14 protein-coding genes are annotated in these 17,267 nt (G+C 67.7%); 5 read left to right on the forward strand and 9 right to left on the reverse strand.

Annotated elements, in window-relative coordinates; translation table 11 throughout:
• Positions 1–56: 56 nt before the first annotated feature.
• The gene (locus ACSVDO_RS25555; protein WP_489597865.1) at positions 57–1,046 is read left to right on the forward strand and encodes a Bug family tripartite tricarboxylate transporter substrate binding protein; all 990 of its coding nucleotides are present in this window, start codon (positions 57–59) and stop codon (positions 1,044–1,046) included.
• Positions 1,047–1,086: 40 nt separating this feature from the next.
• A complete protein-coding gene (locus ACSVDO_RS25560) occupies positions 1,087–2,058 on the forward strand; it encodes a Bug family tripartite tricarboxylate transporter substrate binding protein (RefSeq protein WP_489597866.1) in 972 nt (323 codons plus the stop codon).
• 97 nt (positions 2,059–2,155) lie between these two features.
• Here the strand turns inward: ACSVDO_RS25560 and ACSVDO_RS25565 are convergent, their stop codons facing one another.
• The 3 genes from ACSVDO_RS25565 to ACSVDO_RS25575 all read right to left on the reverse strand — a co-directional run bounded on the left by ACSVDO_RS25565 (position 2,156) and on the right by ACSVDO_RS25575 (position 7,060).
• Entirely contained in the window at positions 2,156–5,263 is a 3,108-nt protein-coding gene (locus ACSVDO_RS25565) for an efflux RND transporter permease subunit (protein ID WP_489597867.1), read from the reverse strand.
• Positions 5,256–6,368 (reverse strand): efflux RND transporter periplasmic adaptor subunit, encoded by a 1,113-nt coding sequence (locus ACSVDO_RS25570; RefSeq protein WP_489597868.1) that lies wholly within the window; start codon positions 6,366–6,368, stop codon positions 5,256–5,258. The genes ACSVDO_RS25565 and ACSVDO_RS25570 overlap by 8 nt, the downstream gene beginning before the upstream one ends.
• 74 nt (positions 6,369–6,442) lie before the next feature.
• Positions 6,443–7,060 (reverse strand): TetR/AcrR family transcriptional regulator, encoded by a 618-nt coding sequence (locus ACSVDO_RS25575; RefSeq protein ID WP_489597869.1) that lies wholly within the window; start codon positions 7,058–7,060, stop codon positions 6,443–6,445.
• A 90-nt stretch (positions 7,061–7,150) separates the two neighbouring features.
• Between ACSVDO_RS25575 and ACSVDO_RS25580 the strand changes: the two genes are divergently transcribed.
• Together ACSVDO_RS25580 and ACSVDO_RS25585 are read left to right on the forward strand one after the other, a co-directional pair.
• Positions 7,151–8,611, forward strand: coding sequence for an efflux transporter outer membrane subunit (locus ACSVDO_RS25580; RefSeq protein ID WP_489597870.1), 1,461 nt, complete (start codon positions 7,151–7,153; stop codon positions 8,609–8,611).
• 141 nt (positions 8,612–8,752) lie between these two features.
• On the forward strand, positions 8,753–9,070 hold the full coding sequence (locus tag ACSVDO_RS25585; protein ID WP_489597871.1) for a DUF4148 domain-containing protein: 318 nt from the start codon (positions 8,753–8,755) through the stop codon (positions 9,068–9,070).
• A 34-nt stretch (positions 9,071–9,104) separates the two neighbouring features.
• On the opposite strand, the gene ACSVDO_RS25590 is transcribed toward ACSVDO_RS25585, so the two are convergent.
• Genes ACSVDO_RS25590 through ACSVDO_RS25605 form a run of 4 tightly spaced genes read right to left on the reverse strand, consistent with a single transcriptional unit; the run spans position 9,105 to position 13,295 of the window.
• Entirely contained in the window at positions 9,105–10,088 is a 984-nt protein-coding gene (locus ACSVDO_RS25590; protein ID WP_489597872.1) for a PDR/VanB family oxidoreductase, read from the reverse strand.
• Positions 10,089–10,098: 10 nt separating this feature from the next.
• Complete coding sequence (locus ACSVDO_RS25595) at positions 10,099–11,160, reverse strand: aromatic ring-hydroxylating dioxygenase subunit alpha (protein ID WP_489597873.1); 1,062 nt, start codon at positions 11,158–11,160, stop codon at positions 10,099–10,101.
• A 39-nt stretch (positions 11,161–11,199) separates the two neighbouring features.
• Positions 11,200–12,300, reverse strand: coding sequence for an aromatic ring-hydroxylating dioxygenase subunit alpha (locus ACSVDO_RS25600; RefSeq protein ID WP_332549630.1), 1,101 nt, complete (start codon positions 12,298–12,300; stop codon positions 11,200–11,202).
• Positions 12,301–12,320: 20 nt separating this feature from the next.
• Positions 12,321–13,295: a PDR/VanB family oxidoreductase gene (locus tag ACSVDO_RS25605; RefSeq protein WP_489597874.1), complete on the reverse strand. Its 975-nt coding sequence runs from the start codon at positions 13,293–13,295 to the stop codon at positions 12,321–12,323.
• A gap of 214 nt (positions 13,296–13,509) precedes the next feature.
• Here ACSVDO_RS25605 and ACSVDO_RS25610 point away from each other — a divergent pair, with 214 nt between their 5' ends.
• Positions 13,510–14,202, forward strand: a complete 693-nt coding sequence (locus ACSVDO_RS25610) for a GntR family transcriptional regulator (protein ID WP_489597875.1) — start codon at positions 13,510–13,512, stop codon at positions 14,200–14,202.
• 45 nt (positions 14,203–14,247) lie between these two features.
• On the opposite strand, the gene ACSVDO_RS25615 is transcribed toward ACSVDO_RS25610, so the two are convergent.
• Positions 14,248–15,279 (reverse strand): porin, encoded by a 1,032-nt coding sequence (locus tag ACSVDO_RS25615; RefSeq protein WP_489597876.1) that lies wholly within the window; start codon positions 15,277–15,279, stop codon positions 14,248–14,250.
• Positions 15,280–15,459: 180 nt separating this feature from the next.
• Positions 15,460–17,142, reverse strand: coding sequence for a tannase/feruloyl esterase family alpha/beta hydrolase (locus tag ACSVDO_RS25620; protein WP_489597877.1), 1,683 nt, complete (start codon positions 17,140–17,142; stop codon positions 15,460–15,462).
• Positions 17,143–17,267 lie beyond the last annotated feature (125 nt).

Genomic DNA, 17,267 nt, shown 5'->3' on the forward strand with positions numbered 1-17,267 from the left:
CTTGGCAGCGGCGGCCCCCGCCGCCCTCCCCCAGAACCACCATCAGGAGACAAGACATGTACGCACGATTTTTCCCCGCCCTCTCCCGCCGCGCCCTGATCTGCAGCCTGGCAATGGCAGCCGCTGCGCCTTGCTTCGCGGCCCAGGCCGAAGCCTTTCCGACCAAGCCCATCAAATGGACGGTGGGCTTTCCCGCCGGCGGCGGCACCGATGTGCTGGCGCGCACCGTCGGGGTGGAACTCGCCAGGCAGCTCAAGCAGCAGGTCGTCATCGACAACCGTGCGGGCGCGGCCGGCATGATTGCCGCCGAAGCCGTCTCGCACGCCGCGCCCGACGGCTACAACCTGCTGACCGCCGATGTCGCCATCCTCGCGTTCAATCCGGCGATCTACCCGCGCATCCGCTATGACGCGCAAAAGAGCTTTGCCAGCGTCGGGCTGATGGGCCGCTTTCCCATCCTGATTGCCGCCTCCCCCCAAAGCGGCATCAAGAACATGGACGAGCTCATGGAGCAGATCCGCAAAGGCAGCATGGGCTACGGCACGGCAGGCGTGGGCACGCCGCACCACCTCGCCATGGAGATGCTGCTCGGCACCACGGGAACGCAGGCCGATCACGTGCCCTACAAGGGCGATGCCCCCGCCTTGCAGGACCTTGCCGGCGGACAGATCAAGGTGGCGGCGCTGGCACCGTCGCTGTCCCTGCCCTTCGTGAAGGAAGGCAAGCTCGTGCCCCTGGCCGTCACGGGCGACAAGCGCCTGGCGCAACTGCCCCAGGTGCCCACGCTCAAAGAGCTGAACCTGGCGCAGCACGCCGTCTATGCCTGGCAAGGGCTGGTGGTGCCCAGGGACACCGCCGCCGAGCGCGTGCGCCTGATCTCCAAAGCCCTGCAGGCTTCGCTGGCCAATGCCGATGTGGTGCGCAAGCTCGCGGAACTGGGCATGGAAGCCATTCCCGGCACACCGGAAGCAATGAGCACCTATGTGCGCCAGGAGCAGGACCGCTGGGGTCCGATCATCAAGGCGCGCGGCATCACCAATCAGTGAGCACGCAAGCCTCCATGACCACAGGCCGCAGGAGACGCACATGCTGACACGTTCGCGCTTTCTTGGCGCATCTCTGGCCGCACTGTGGCTGCTGCCCCGGGCCGCCCCCGCAAAAGCCTGGCCCGCACAGCCCATCAGAATGGTTTTGCCCACGCCTGCCGGCACCGGCCCCGATGTCTGGCTGCGCCGCATGGCGCCGCGCCTGGGCGCAAGCCTCGGTCAGCCGGTGGTGGTGGAAAACAAGCCCGGGGGCAACGGCATCATTGGCGCGCGCACCGTGCTTGCCGCCGCGCCCGACGGCTACACGCTGCTGTTCACCTCGGTGGCCGAGATCCTGGCCGTCAAGCATCTGAGTCCCACATCGCGCTTCGGCACCGCCGACTTCGTGCCCGTGATGGCCGCCATCGAGCCGCAGATGTTCCTGGTGTGCTCACCCCAATTGCAAGCGAAAAACATGGAGGAATTCATCGCCCTGGCCCGGTCGCGCAAGGACGGGCTGACGTTCGGCACCAGCGGGGTGGGCTCGCCGTTTCATCTGACGGCGCAGTCGATGTCGCAGTCGGCGCAGATGGGCCTCACCCATGTCCCCTATAAGGGCACGCTGGCCGCGATCCAGGACGTGATCGGTGGACGCCTGGACTGCGGCTTCGGCTCGCTGGCGGGCATTGGCCAGTTCCTGCAGCAAGGCCAGCTGCGCCCCCTGGCCGTGCTCAGCCCTCAGCGCAACCAGCGCTTTGCCAACGTGCCCACCATCTATGAAGCTGTCCCAGGCATCACGCTGGCGCCCGACTGGTTTGGCTTCTGGGCGCCGAGCGGCACGCCGCAGCCGGTTGTCGCCGCCCTCAACAGGGCACTGCTCCTGGCCATGGACAGCCAAGACAACGCGAGCTGGCTGCAGTCCAACGGCTTTGTGCAGATTGGCAGCACGCCGCAAAAGCAGGCAGAAATGGCACGCCAGGGGCGCGCGGCCTACGACCCGCTGGCCAGGGCCGTCGACCTGCGCCCCGAATAGCTCGCCGCGCCACAGCAACGCCGGCCATCGATTCCACGGCCTGGGTTCGGGCGCCCGAACCAGGCGCAAGCGGCGCCGGCAGGGATGCGCGCGCAGCCTATGCGAGCGGCGCGGGGACGGCTGTGCGCGGTTCTGCCGGGTCAGCCTGCCTGACCGGCTGGGTGCGAAACCAGATGGCATACATGGCCGGCAGAAACACCAGCGTCAGAACCGTGCCGGCCAGCGTGCCGCCGATCAGCGTATACGCCAGCGTCCCCCAGAACACCGAATGGGTCAGGGGAATGAACGCCAGGATCGCCGCCAGGGCGGTGAGGATCACCGGACGGGCGCGTTGCACCGTGGCCTCCACCACGGCCTGGAACGCGTCCAGCCCCTCCTGCTCGTTCTGCTGGATCTGCCCGATCAGAATCAGCGTATTGCGCATCAGAATGCCAGAGAGCGCGATCAGCCCGACCAGGGCATTGATGCCGAAAGGCTGCTGGAACAGGATCAGGGTCGGCACCACGCCTATCAGGCCCAGGGGGCTGGTGAGAAACACCATGACCATTGCCGACATCGAGCGCACCTGCAGGATGATGATCAAAAGGGTGATGGCAATCATGATGGGGAACAGCGGCAGCATCGCCGTCATCGCCTTGCCCGACTCCTCGATCGCGCCGGCCTGGTCGATGCGGTAGCCCGCGGGCAGCGCATTCTTGATCGGCAGCAGCTGCGCGGAGATGGCGGCGGAGACATCGGGGGGCTGAAGTTCTTCGGCGATATCGCCCTGGACCGTGATGGTGGGCACGCGGTCGCGGCGCCGCATGACGGGCTCTTCCATGCGGATGCTGGTTTCTCCCACCTGCGACAGCGGTATGCGTTGGCCGCTGGCGGTGGTCAGGGTGAAATCGGCGATCTTTGCCGGATCAAGGCGGTTGCCACCCGCAGAGCGCGCCGTGACCTGCACCGTGCGTATGTCTTCGCGCACGCTGGTCACGGGAATGCCGCTGAGCAGGAACTGCAGCTGCTGCGCCACCGCCGTCGAGCTCAGCCCGGCCGCCTGCAGGCGATCCTGCTGCAAGGTGAAGTGCATCACCGGCGTGCGCACGCCCCAGTCGGCGTTGACCGTGCGCATCAGCGGGCTGGCGGCCATCACCTGCTGCACCTGGGCGGCGATCTCGCGCAGCTTGTCCGGGTCCGGGCCCGAGATGCGGTAGGCGACGGGGAACGGCGAGTAGGGCCCGAACACCAGCTGGGTGACACGCAGCCGCGCCTCGGGCGCCAGCCCTTGCTCTATGGCCTCGCGCAGCCGCGCCTTGAGCGCTTCGCGCTGCTGCTGGCTGTCGGTGCGCACGACGATCTTGGCAAACGCGGGGTCGGGCAGCTCGGGCGAGATGGCCAGGTAGAACCGGGGCGCGCCCTGGCCCACATAGGCGGTGACGATCTTCGCTTCCGCCTGCTGCGCCAGCCAGGCCTCGACCTTGGCCGTGGCCGCGTCGGTGCGCGCCATCGACGTTCCATAGGGCATCTGCACCTCGACCAGCACTTCCGGTCGATCGGAGATGGGGAAGAACTGCTTTTTCACGAGGGCCATGCCCAGAACGGCTGCGGCCATGAGGGCAGCCACCGCGCCGGCCACCAGCCACTTGCGCGCGATCACGCTGCCCAGCATGCGGCGAAAACGTTGGTAGCGCGGCGTGCCGTACATGGCCGCATGTCCGCCTTCGACCTTCTTGATTTCCGGCAGGAGCCGGACGCCGAGATACGGCGTGAACACCACCGCCACCACCCAGGAAACGATGAGCGCGATGCCCACGATCCAGAACATGTTGCTGGTGTACTCGCCCGCGGTGGAGCGGGCAAAGCCGTTGGGCATGAAGCCCACGGCCGTCACCAGCGTGCCCGACAGCATGGGTGCGGCGGTACGGCTCCAGGCGTAGGCCGAGGCCGCCACGCGGTCGTAGCCCTGCTCCATCTTCACCACCATCATCTCGATGGCGATGATGGCGTCATCCACCAGCAGGCCCAGTGCCAGGATCAGCGAGCCCAGCGTGATGCGGTCAAAATTCTTGCCCGTGGCCGCCATGATGACGAACACCGCGGCCAGCGTCAGCGGCACGGCGGCCGCCACCACCACGCCCACGCGCCAGCCCATGCTGACGAAGCACACCACCAGCACCACCACCAGCGCCGCGAAGAACTTGACCATGAACTCATCGACCGAGGCGCTGATGTTTTCGGACTGGTCCGTCACCTTGGCCAGGCCCATGCCCAGCGGCATGTCGGCATTGATGGCCGCGACTTCCCGGTCCAGGGAACGGCCCAGATCGAGCCCGTTCCAGCCGTCGCGCATGATGACCCCCAGCAGCAGCGCGGGCTCGCCGGCATTGCGCACGATGAAGGTCGCCGGGTCCTCGTAGCCGCGGGTGACGCTGGCGACATCGGACAGCTTGAGCGTGCGGCCCTGGGCCACGATGGGCATGTCGCGGATCTTCTGCAGTTCGTCGAAGGCGCCGTCGATGCGGATGAAAACCCGCGGGCCCGCGGTTTCCACCGAACCCGCGGGCGTCAAGGCGTTTTGCTGGTTCAGGGCCGAGAACACTTCCTGCGGACCGATTCCCAGCGTCGCCAGACGTTCATGCGAGAACTCCACATGGATGCGCTCGGACTGCTCGCCCACGATGTTGACTTTCTTCACCCCGGGCACATGCAGCAGACGCTGGCGCAGCGCCTCGGCATCGCGCACCAGCGCGCGCTGCGGCGCGCCGCGGGCCTTGAGCGCATAAAGAGCAAAGGTGACGTCCGCATACTCGTCGTTCACCATCGGCCCCATCACCCCGGCGGGAAGGTTTGCCGCCTCGTCGCCGAGCTTCTTGCGCGCCTGGTAGAACTCCCCCTGCACTTCGGCCGGCGGGGTGGAGTCCTGCAGCGTGAGCGTGGTGAACGCCATGCCCGGCCTGACGAAGGTTTCCGCGCGGTCGTACCAGCGCAGCTCCTGCAGGCGCTTTTCCAGCTTCTCGGCCACCTGGTCCTGCATCTCCTGCGCGGTCGCGCCGGGCCAGGCGGTGACGACGGTCATCACCTTGACAGTAAAGGCCGGGTCTTCGGCGCGCCCCAGCTGCAGGAAAGAGATCACTCCCGCAACAGAGATCAGCAGGATCAGGAACAGCGTGACGGAGCGCTCGCGCACCGCCAGCGCGGAGAGATTGAAACGGCCCTTACTCACTGCGGCCTCCCGTGGCCGGCGCTGCCGGCGCTGGTGCAGCAACGCGCACCGTGGCGCCATCCTTGAGCAGATGCGCGCCCAGGGCGACGATGGTGTCGCCTGGCCGCAGCGCGCCCGTGACATGCGCTGTGTCTGCGTCCATGCGCGCGATCGCCACGCGCTGGCGCTCCACCTGCGTGCCCTTGAGCAACCAGACCGCGGGGCCGTTTCCGTCGTCGAGCAGCGCGCTCAGCGGCACCTGCAAGGCGGCTTCGCCCGACTGCGGCCGGCCGGCGATTCTCACCGTGACCGTGCTTCCCAGCGGAGCATGGGCGCCGCCGCCTTCCAGCACATAGCGCGCCTCGAAGGTGCGCGTCGCCCGGTCGGCGACATCGGCGAGCTGACGCAGCCTGGCGGGAACGGCGGCGTCCTCCTTGCCGTAGACGCTGGCCAGGGCCGGCGAGCCCAAGGGCGGGCGAAGCGTCTCCGGCAGCTGGACCACCGCTTCCCGCCGGCCCGCCTGTGCCAGCCGCACCACCACCTGGCCGGCGCTGACCACCTGGCCAGGCTCGACCAGGGTTTCGACTACCACGCCGTCGGCGTCGGCGCGCAGTTCCGCGTAGCCACTGGCGTTGCGTGCCGCCTGTGCCTGGGCTTGCGCCGCCCTGAGCTGTGCCGTGGCGCTGTCCGCCGCCGCCTTGACCTGGTCGTAGGCCGAGGCCGAGATGGCGCCCGTGCCGCGCAGGTCGCGAAAGCGTGCCTCTTCCTCGCCGGCCTGCAGTGCCCGGGCCGTGGCGGCGGCCACGGCGTCGTCCTGCGCCTGGGCGGCCAGCTGCAGGTCCACGGGATCGATGCGCAGCAGGGGCTGGCCGCGTTTCACGGACTGTCCGGCATCCACCAGACGCTCCAGGACCTTGCCGGAGACGCGAAAGCCCAGATCGCTTTGCACCCGCGCGGCAATGATGCCGGTAAAGGCCCGCTCGGAGGAGGCGCCGGGCGCGACCTCGACGGTGCGCACCAGGGGAATGCCGGTGCGGGGATCGGGGGCGGTGGTTTTTCCGCAGGCGATGAGTGCAAGCGGCAGCGTGCAGAGCGCTGCGACAGACAGATGGCGGTGCCTAAGCATGGGAGTCCCGAGAATTGAGCAGGACCCGATTTTTTGACTAGTGACTAATTTTGTCAATAGTCACAAAGAAAAATTCAAGGCGACAGGCTGCGCAATGCCAGTCCCGCAAGCTGCGCCGGCGCCTGTTCCGCATGCTCGAGGCTGTGCTGCAGCAGCAGGGGATTGAGGAAGGGACGCATGATCAGGAAGATCGCCTCGCCCGCCTCGTCCAGCGGCGTCTTGCGCTCGAAGTCGCCCGACTGCCGGCCGGCTTCAAGAATTTCCAGCAGCAGCTGGTGCATGTTTCTTTCATAGGCAACCGTTGCCTGCCAGCGCTCGGCGGACGCCGAGGTGGCGATCTCGTAGAGCTTTCTATCCTCGGAAAAAAGCCGCAGTGTCACTGTCACTATCGCCTTGAACATGCGGCGCAGCTGCTCGGGCGGGCGCCCGGCGTCGGCCACGGCCTGGCGGATTTCGGCTTCCATTTCGATCAGGCAGTTGGAGCAGATCAACTCGCCTATCACCTGCTTTGATTCGAAGAACTTGTAGATGTAGGCCTTGGAAAAACCAATCGACTTGGCCAGGTCGGAAACCGTCGTCTTTTCATAGCCGTAGCGGCTGAAGTGCTCTTTGGCTGCAGTGACGATCTGCGCACGCACATCGTGTTCGACGGGTCCGCGCGCCGAAACGGGATAGACGTTGGGGGTATTCATGGTCACAAGCTTACCCCGGGCAAAAAAAACCTACAACGAGTGACCAAATCATAATATAGTCACAGCGTCATTTCCTTGCTTTCATTGACCATGCCCCGTCTTCCCCTGCTTTGCGCCCTGATCGTTTCCAGCCTCTGCGCGGCCTGTGCGGTCGGCCCCGACTACCGGCCGCCCGCAGCGCCCACGCCCCAGGCTTTCACCAGAGGCCCGGCAGCGGGCGAGGAAACGGCGTCCAGCTTCGCGACCGACAGCGCGCTTTCGGCATGGTGGACGACTTTCGGCGACCCGCAGCTCACGCATCTCGTGGCCCTGGCCCTGGCGCAGAACCTGGATCTCGCCCAGGCGTCGGCCAGGGTGAGCGAGGCCCGGGCCGGGCTGGACGCCGCCGGCGCCGCGCTGCTGCCTTCGGGCAGCGTCAGCGCCCAGACGTCGCGTGCCTACCACTCGCTGCAGACGCCCCTGGGGCAGGTGCTCGGCGCGACGCCGGACTTCGCCCGCTACGGCAATGCCCACGAAGCCAATCTGGCCGTGGGCTGGGAAATCGATGTGTTTGGTGGCTTGAAGCGCGCCAGGCAGGCAGCGCAGGCCGACTACCAGGCCACGGCCGCCGCTGCCGTGGCCGTGCGGCTCGCGGTGGCTGCGCAGACCGCAGACACTTTCTTCCACATCCGCGGGCTGCAAAACCGGCTGGAAATCGCACGCCAGCAGGTGCGCACCCAGCAGCAGTTGCGCTCCACCATCGCGCTGCGCTGGGACAAGGGGCTGGCCGCCGAACTGCAGGTCAGGCAGGTCGAAGCCGCGCTGTCACGCGCCCAGGCCACTCTCCCCATGCTCGAAGCCGCGCTCGAAACGGCAATGAACGCCATGGATGTGCTGCTGGGCGAGATGCCCGGCACCCACAGGGCGCAACTTGCCGGCGGTCAGGCCTTGCCCGCGCTGCCCGCCATGCTGCCCGGCGGCGCGCCGGGTGAGCTGCTGCGCCGCCGCCCGGACATCATTGCGGCCGAGCGGCGGCTGGCGGCTTCGAATGCGCGCATTGGCGTGGCGATGGCGGAGTATTACCCCAAGCTTTCGCTCAGCGGCCTGATAGGCAGTGCGACATCGATGGGCAGCGGCCAGCTTTTCAGCGGCGGCGCGACCCAGGCCGCTGCCGTGGCCGGGCTGCGCTGGCGGCTGTTTGACTTCGGCCGCATCAACGCCCAGATAGACCAGGCCCAGGCGCAGGAAGCGCAGGCGCTTGCCGCCTACCGGCAAGCGTTGCTGCGCGCCACGGAGGATGTGGAAAACGCCCTGCTGGCGCGCGCGCGCCGGCAAGAACTGGAGACGGTGCTGGCGCAAGGCCTGCATTCATTGACACGCGCACGCGAAGCTTCTGGCGCGGCCTATGACAAGGGCGTGGTCAGCCTGATCGAAGTGCTGCAGGCCGATGAAGGCCTGCTGAGCGTGCGCGATGCGCAGGCCCAGGCCCGTACCGAGTCGGCGCGCGCGGCCGTGGCCCTCTTCAAGGCGCTGGGCGGCGGCTGGACACCGCCACCGCCGCCCCCCCTCTAATTGCCCGCCAATGGCGCCGGCGCAGCCGGCATCGCTGCCCGTCACCTCGCCAACAAGGAGGTTGTGAACCACCCCGCTCTTTCCCGTGCTTTCTCCGCCGGCCCCAGGCCGTTTCCCTTCCCTCATTTTTACCGGAACACCATGTTGAACTCCCATCCCCATACCGCCCTGCGTGGCCTTGCATCCATTGCCTGCGCCGCGGCATTGCTGGCCTCGTTCGCGGCCAGCGCCGCAGCCCCTGCGGACCGTCCGGCGACGCCGGAACCTGCGGGCCTGTCGCGCGCCGAAGTGGTCGCTGATCTGGTGCTCTGGCGGCGCGCCGGCCTGGACCGCTACGAAGTCCTGGCGACCTCGCACGGCCTGGAGACCCCGGCGTACCGCGCCGCCTACCGCGAATACCAGCGCCTGCGCAGCAGCGAGCAGTTCCAGATCGAAGTGCGCAAGGCGCTGCAGGATTGAGGCTGTGCGGCCCGGGGCCGACGCCGCGCAGGCGCTAGCGCAGCACCGGGTCCGGGCGCCAGGCCGCCTCTATGCTGACTTCGCCGCCCGCCAGGCGCGAGACGCAGGCGCACATGCGGCGCGCGCTGCGCTGCTCCTGCGCGCTGAAGAACACATCGCGGTGATCGAGTTCGCCGTGCAGCTCGAGGATGTCGACGGCGCACAGTCCGCATTCGCCGCGCCGGCAGTCCGACAGCAGCGGCACACCGGCTTGCGTCAGCGCATCCAGCATTGATTGGGTGCCGGGCACCTGCAGACGCAGGCCCAGACGCGGCACATGGACCGTGAACGCCTGCGTGGCGTGGCGACCACCGGCGCCAAAGGTCTCGAAGTGCAGCTGCGTGGGCGCGCGCCGGCTTGCGGCCCAGACCTCCCTGACCGCGTCCATCAGCCCGATGGGACCGCAGACATAGAGTCCGGCGCCAGCCGGCAGCGCGTTCACCTCGGCGGCGATGTCCAGGCGCTGGCCCGCGGCGGCGCACACGAACTCCACGCCGCTGCCCAGCGCGGCCTGGAGTTCCTGGCGGAATGCAAACTCCTCGGCGCTGCGCGCGGCATAGAGCAGGCGCACCACGGCGCCGCGCGCGGCCAGTGCCAGCGCCATGCTGTAGATGGGCGTGATGCCTATGCCGCCCGCAATCAGCAGGTAGTGCGCCTGCCCATACTGGAGCGCGAAATCGCAGGCCGGCGGCGTGATCTGCAGCGGGCTGCCCACTTCCAGCGCCCACATGTAGGCCGAGCCGCCACGGCTTTGCGGCGCGCGCTTGACCGCGATGAAGAAGCTGCCGTCCGGCAGCTGGCGCGTCACCGAGTACGAGCGGTGGTCGGGCGCACCGCCGATCAGCACGCGCACATTGACATGTGCGCCGGGTGTGCAGGTTGCGGGTGGCAGTCCGACGATCTTGAACTCGCGTATCGACGGCGTGAGATCACGCATTGCATCGACGCGCACTGGCAGCCAGGTAGCGAGCTTGTGCATGGCCACTCCTTCACGCGGCCGTGACGAGACGGATCGCGCGCGGCTGTTCCTGGGCGATCATCTGGTCTATGCGCCGGCGCGCCCACAGCGATCCGGCGTCGATGTTGAGGTTGTTGAAGCCGCGCTGCGGGTTGCGCGCCAGCGCGCGCTGCTGCGCCTCGATCACGTCCTCGTCCTCCTTGAGGATGGCAGACGCGGCCTCCATGATGCGGCGCGTGAGGCCCTGGTCGTGCAGCTGGTAGTTGCGCAGATGGCACCAGAAGTAGTAGCAGCTGTTGCGCGTCGAAGGCGTGGGAATGTGCACCACCCACATGCCCACGCCCTGGCTGCGATCGCCCTGGGGCGCGCCCGTTCCCGCGACGGCCACGCCCACGTCGAGCACCACCACCGCGGGCGACAGGAAGTAGATGTATTGCCAGCGGTCCACGGGTCCGGGCCGGCCGAGCTGGGCGGCCCAGAAAGGCGGCGCCTCCTGGTCGAGTATCCAGCGCTCCACGGTCGCGGTGCGCTCGCCGTGGAAGGCCTCGAACGGCGCTTCGGTCAAGGCCTCGTTGCCTATGCTGGAGGCATGCACGAAGGTTTCATGCGTCAGGTCCATGAGGTTGTCTATGACCAGCCGGTAGTCGGCCTGCACCGGCGTCATGCGGCCGTCGCCCACCCATGCGGGATCGTCGAACCAGCCCAGATCGGGAACCAGCGCCGGGTCGGCCTGGGCCGGGTCGCCGGGCCAGACCCAGACAAAGCGGTGGCGCTCGACCACCGGGTAGGAGCGCACGCAGGCCGACGGGTTGATGGTCTCCTGCGAAGGCATGTGCGTGCAGCGCCCGGTCGCGTTGAAGCGCAGGCCGTGGTAGCCGCAGACCAGCTCGTCGCCCGCGAGCCGGCCTTGCGACAGCGGCAGCAGGCGGTGCCAGCAGCTGTCGGCCAGCGCCACGGCCTGGCCGTCGAGCTTGCGGTACAACACCATGTCATGGTCGCAGATGGTTCTGGCCAGCAGGTTCCGGCCTATCTCGGCGTCCCAGCCGGCGACATACCAGGCGTTCTGGGGAAAGGTGGCGGCATCGGTGTTCATGGTCAAATCCTGTGGGTGGGCATTCATCGTGTCGCGCGTTCAGCGCAGCGCCGCAGCTGCTTCCCGCGCCGCCATGCGATACAGGTTTCTGCGCATCAGCAGACCCGGCTTGTCGGGTGCGAAGTTGAGGTCGAACTGCGGCTCGGCGTCCTTGCGCACCACCTCCGAAATCCATTCGAGCGCATCCACGTCCTCGAGATAGGCCTGCTCCGAGGCGGTCTGCAGGTGGTGGTCGGCCTGGGCGTCGTCCAGCTTGAAGTCGCGCGTGTTGAACCACCAGTAGTGGATGGTGTGCTGGGTCTCGGGTGTGATCAGGTGGGTGATGTTGAAGCGGTAGCGGCCCGGCGCGTCGCCGTCGGGCGCATGGTCCAGGATCTGCGCGAAGGCCACGTGCATGGCCGGCGAGATGAAGCGTGCTTCGGAGAGCCGGTCCACGCGCTTGTGCATGATGCCGGCCGGCACGCCATAGATGCCGGGAGGCGGCGAATTGCGCAGCGCGCGGTCAATGACGATCTGCTCGCCGTCTTCGCGCACATCGAGCTTGGAGCGCGCGTACTCGGGGGTGCCGACCGTGCCCGGATGCAGGAAGGGAAAATGCGTCTGGTCCAGCAGGTTCTCGTGCATGGCCACATAGTCCGAGCGCATGAAGAAGGCGCCGGTCACGCTGCGCTGCGCGGGGTCCGACAGCCAGGAGGTATCGGGCACCAGCGACTCGTCGGCCAGATCGGGCTCGCCCATCCAGATCCACACCAGCGGAAAGCGTTCCACCAGCGCAAAGCTGCGCACGTTGGCATTGCTCGGCGAGATCGGCATGGAGGGCATCTTGGCGCAGCGCCCCGAGGCATCGAACTGCATGCCGTGGTAGCCGCAGACCAGGATGTCGCCTTCGAGCTTGCCCTTGGCCAGCGGAAAGGAGCGGTGCGGGCAGCGGTTGCGCACGGCGACCGGCGCGCCCGCGAGCGTGCGGTACAGCGCCACGTCGACGCCGAGAATCCGGCGCTGCAGCAGTTCGCGGCCGATTTCGCTGCTGCGCCCGGCCACATACCAGCAGTTGCGCACCAGCGGCGTGTCCTGATCCGCGTAGCCGGGACGCAGTGCGGCGACGTCGCCCGCGGACTTGAGGGCGTGAATATTGCTCATGAATTTTTCTCCAACGGGGCTCAGGCGTCCAGGGTCAGGGATTGGCCCTGGATGCGGGATACGCAAAGGCATAGCGTGTTGCCGGCGGCGCGCTCCTCGGCGCTCAGGTAGCGGTCGCGGTGCTCTATGGGCCCGTCGGCTGCAAGCACGGTCAGCGGGCACAGCCCGCACTCGCCGCGCCGGCAGTCGTAGAGCAGCTCGACGCCCGCGGCCGTGAGCGCTTCCAGGATGGAGCTGTTCCTGCCCACGGAGATGCAGCGGCCCGACTTCGCCAGGTGCACCTCGAACGCCACGTCGTGCGGGCTGCCGGCCACGCCGAAGAACTCGCTGCGCACGCGGCCCGCCTCCCAGCCGAGTGCGGCCGCGGTCTCGTGGGTGGCCTGCACCATGCCGGCGGGGCCGCAGACATAGACCGTGGTGTCGGGGCCTTGCGCGGCCAGCAAGGCGCGCAGGTCCAGCAGGTTCGCGCCGTCTTCGCCGCTCAGGTGCAGCCGGCCGCGCGCGCCCGCCAGCTGCATGGCCTCGTCGCGGTAGGCGAGCTGCTCGGCCGTGCGGCCGCTGTAGACGAACGCAAAGTCCTTGTTGCGCCGCACCACGCTGGCCAGCATGGCGTAGATGGGCGTGATGCCTATGCCGCCGGCAATCAGCAGGCTGCGCGCGTCGTTGCGCCCCAGCAGGAAGTTGTTGCGCGGCGCGGAAATCTGCAGCCGCGTGCCTTGGGCGAAAGTGCGATGGATGAAATCCGAGCCCTGGGCGCGGTCCTCGCGCTGCACGGCAATGCGATAGCACGCCACACCGTCGGCAGGCCCGCCCACCAGGGAGTAGTGGCGCACGAACGCGCCGAGTTCGGGCGACGTCAGATGCAGCGCGATATGCGCGCCCGGGTCATAGCGTGCCAGGGCCTGGCCGGGCGCTGCGACCAGCTGGTATTCGCGCACCCGGGGCGTGAGCTCGCGCACACCGGCGACCTCGACGGTCATGGTGGTGGGATTCAATTCGATTCTCCGTGGGTCTTTGGCATTTGGAATCCCAAACAACGATTTTTTGGGTTTCCTGTATTGTTATTAGGCCATTTGGGATTCCAAATAGGTAAAAACCCGGGAAATATTGGCAAGATTCAATGCTTTGGGACTCCAAATTCCACCAAGGCTGCGCGCCGCAACACAACTTGGCTACACTTGGAATCCCAAATCACATCCACTGCGACCCATGACCCAGGCCAGCCTGCAGAAGCTGCACCTCAATGCCGCGATCAAGATCCGCGAACTGATTCTTCAGGGACGGCTGGCGCCGGGCACGCGCATCACCGAGGCCGCGCTGTCCGAAATGCTGGGGCTGTCGAGAACGCCGGTGCGCCAGGCACTGCCCGCGCTGGAAAAGGACGGGCTGCTGACGCCGGTGGGCAAGCGCGGCTTCGCCGTGCGCGCGTTCACCCACGAAGAAAGTCTCACGGCGCTCGAAACCCGGGGAACGCTTGAAGGGATGGCGGCAAAGATCGCGGCCGAGCGCGGCCTGCGCGCGGACATCCAGGCCGAGTTCCATGCCTGCCTGACCCAGGGCGATGCCATCCTGGCCGACAGAGACGACATCTCGGCATCGAACTACGCGTATGGCGAAATGAATGCCCGCTTCCACCGGCTGCTGCTGCAGGCCGCGGACCGGCCGCTGATTTCCGAACTCGTGGAGCGCTGCGCCGTGGTGCCGTTCGTCTCGCCGGCGACGATTGCGTTTGGCGACGCGCCGTCAGGCGACGCGCCCGATGCGGTCGCGCTCGCGGACCTGGTCTATGCGCATCGCCAGCACCACTACATCGTCGAGGCACTGGAGCGCAGGGAATCGTCACGCGCCGAGATGCTGCTGCGCGAACACGCGACCATCCAGCGCCACAGCATGAACCTTTGAACGCCCGCGTCGGCCTGGCGCAAGACCGGACACGGGCCCCACCGTTCAGAAACGGTGGCGGATGCCGCCGACCAGCGTCGTGCCGCGCTTGAGGTCGCTGACCTTGTCCGAGCTCGCGAGCACGTAGAGGTCGGTGCGCTTGGACAGATAGTGGTTATAGGACAGGGCCAGGGTCTTGCGCGTGCGGTCGCCGACCACGGCGTCCAGGTCGGTATGCGAGTACGACACCAGCACCTTGTGCGCGCCCATCACCGGAATGCTCGCGCCCAGGTTGTAGATCTTGTAGGTGTTGCGCAGCACTTCCTGCTTCTGGCGCTGGGCGATGCCCACCAGCTTGAAGCTGCCGAAGTCATAGGACGCGCTGACCAGCTGCGAAGTCTGCTTGGACTCGCCCGCGACCAGCGGACCGGCCTTGATGTGGTCGCCCGCGATCGCCACGTCCAGGCCCTGGTTGATATAGCTCAGGCTGTAGCCGGAGCGGCCCCTGTGCGGGCTGGTCTCGGACATGCCGTAATGCACGGCGCCGCGAAAGCCGCCGAAGTTGGGCGTGGCGTACTGCAGGCCGTTGTTGATGGTGCTGTCGGTCACGGCCTGCGGCGCCGCAATCGGCTGGCCGCCGGGGAACATGTGCTGGAACATAGGGCCCAGCGCGGCCAGGCCGAACACGTCCTGGCGCATCAGCGTGAAGAACAGCGGCGAATTCATGCGCCCCATGTTGAACTCGCCGAAGTTGCCGCTCAGGCCCACGGTGGAGCGGCCCGCAAACGCGACATCGCCGGGAAAGCGGCCCAGGTCGCCCGAATCGGGGCGCAGGAACATCTGCAGGTTGAAGTTCGCGCGCAGGCCCCCGCCCAGGTCCTCGGATCCGAGGAAAGCCACGCGCGAAGTCGTCAGGCCGCCCGAGCCCACGACCGTGGTTGCGTCGCGCCCCGACAGCTGCTGGCGTCCCGCAAAGGCGTCGACCACGCCCCAGATGGTCACCGACGAGCTAGACGCGGCGGTCTGGGCCTGCACGCCCAGGCTGGCCAGCGCGCCCAGCGAAGCCGCGGCGATGAGGGTGAGTTTGCGCAATGCCATGTTTTTGTCTCCTGAAATATAAGTATGGATTCGTAGGAATAGGTGCTCATTGGCACTGCCGTCAGCTTCTCAGCAAGCCGGCTGCGCGACCAATGCCATTCGCATCGCGACCCATTCGTTTTGTCGATAGCCCCGGACTAACCCCAATCACCGGCCCATGCCCCGGGCCGGTGGCGGGCGTCATTCGCAGGCGAAGCTCGCGGCCGATTCGGTATTGCCGCCCTGGTAGCGCGCGACCTTGGGGAAAGGGCACAGCGGCCGGGTGCGGGCGCTGGACCAGCCGGTCGCGGCCAGATCGGCATTGGCCGGACGCACGGACGCTGTGATGCGGTCGGGCGCACGGCCGTCCTCGACCCAGTCGACGAGCGCCGTGAGCATGTCAAAGCGGTCGGTGGCGACCCCGCCCGAGCAGTGGTTCATGCCGGCCACGGGGTAGTAGCGCGCGAAGTTGGGCGTGTCCTCGCCATGGGTCTTGCGCAGCGCCGTGTACCAGTTGGCCGTGTCGTCCGACGAAAACGCCGGGTCGGCCGTGCCGTGGTAGACCATGAGCTTGGCGCCGCGCTCGCGCAGCGTGAACAGCCGGTCGGCGTCGGGCGGCGTCATGAACGCCAGCGCCGATTCGGTGAACAGGCCGCCCGTGGTACCGATCTTGGGCGCGTCCTTGTCCATGCTGTAGTTCAGCAGGCCGTCCACGAGCGCCGTCGGCGCCAGCGCGTTGGGCGGCGTGGTGAAGATGTAGGGCAGCGAGCCCGCGCCCAGCGTGGTGTTGATGAAGTACTTCCAGACCGACCAGCCGCCGCTGCGCATTCCCGGGTCATAGGGGAAACTTGCATGCAGCGCCGTGCCTGCGACATTCTTGGCGCCGCCGAAGATCTTGCCCATCGCGGTTTTCTGCGCCGCGCTCAGGCAGCTGCCGTCGCGCGCGCCGCTGCAGGTGGGCACGTCCAGGTCCAGCTTGAACGTGGTCTGGCAGGCCTGCACGTCGAGCACCATGCCGTCCTTGAGGCCGTCGAGCGCGTCGCAGCGCGCCAGCACGCGGTCGGCCACGAGGTTCAGTTCGGCGGACGTGAAAGCGCTGGACAGCGCGGCCGTGGAATCGGCCACGGTGTTGAGCCACTGCGTGTCCCAGGCGCCCTGCACCGCCGACTTGGGCAGGTTGAAGCCCGGGTTGCCGGCCAGAATGCCGTCATATTGCGCGGCATAGCGACTGGCCGCAACCATGGCGTGGCGCCCGCCGTTGGAGCAGCCGCCCAGGTACATGCGGTCCGGCTCCTTGCCATAGGCCGCGTTCACCACCTTGCGGCCCATGGGCGTGAGCTTGGCCACGGCCTGGTAGCCGTAGTCCAGCCGCGCCTGCGGGTCCAGCCCGAAATGCCCGGGGCCTGCATTGTTCTGCGCGCCGTTGTGGCCCGCGTCCGAGCTGAGCACGGCAAAACCCATGGACAGCGCCGTGGTGTCCGTGCCTGGGCCGGACGCGCCCACGGCCGTGGCCACCACGCCGTCGCCGCCGCCGTTGGCCTGGTAGAAGAAGCGCCCGTTCCAGGCCTTGGGCAGGCGCATCTCGAAGCCTATCGCGTAGTTGCCGTTGACGCCCGTGCGTTCGTGCATCAGGCCCTGCACCAGGCAGTGCTCAGGCGCCTGCTGGCCGGCCAACGCGCCGGCCGGAACGACAGCGGCGGAAGTGAAACGCGTGTTGGGCAGGGATACGGCACTGAGCGTGGCGCAGGCCTGCAGCGCGCCGCCCTGGGCCTTCGATAACTGGGGCGGCGGCGCGCTCGCCTGCGGTGCGCCGTCGCCGCCGCAGGCGCTCAGCAGCAGGGGAAGCGCCGCGGCGCTGCAAAGAAAGTGGCGGGGCAGGTTCATGGAAGCGGTCTCCTCTTGGGGCTGTGATGCATCGCAGCATCTCAGTTCACCCCAGGGACGGCCAATGCGATTCGACCCGCGCGCCATGCTTATTGCCGATATCCGCAATGACCCGGACAGCCGCC

It is taken from the genome of Comamonas sp. DB36 (assembly GCF_057914905.1).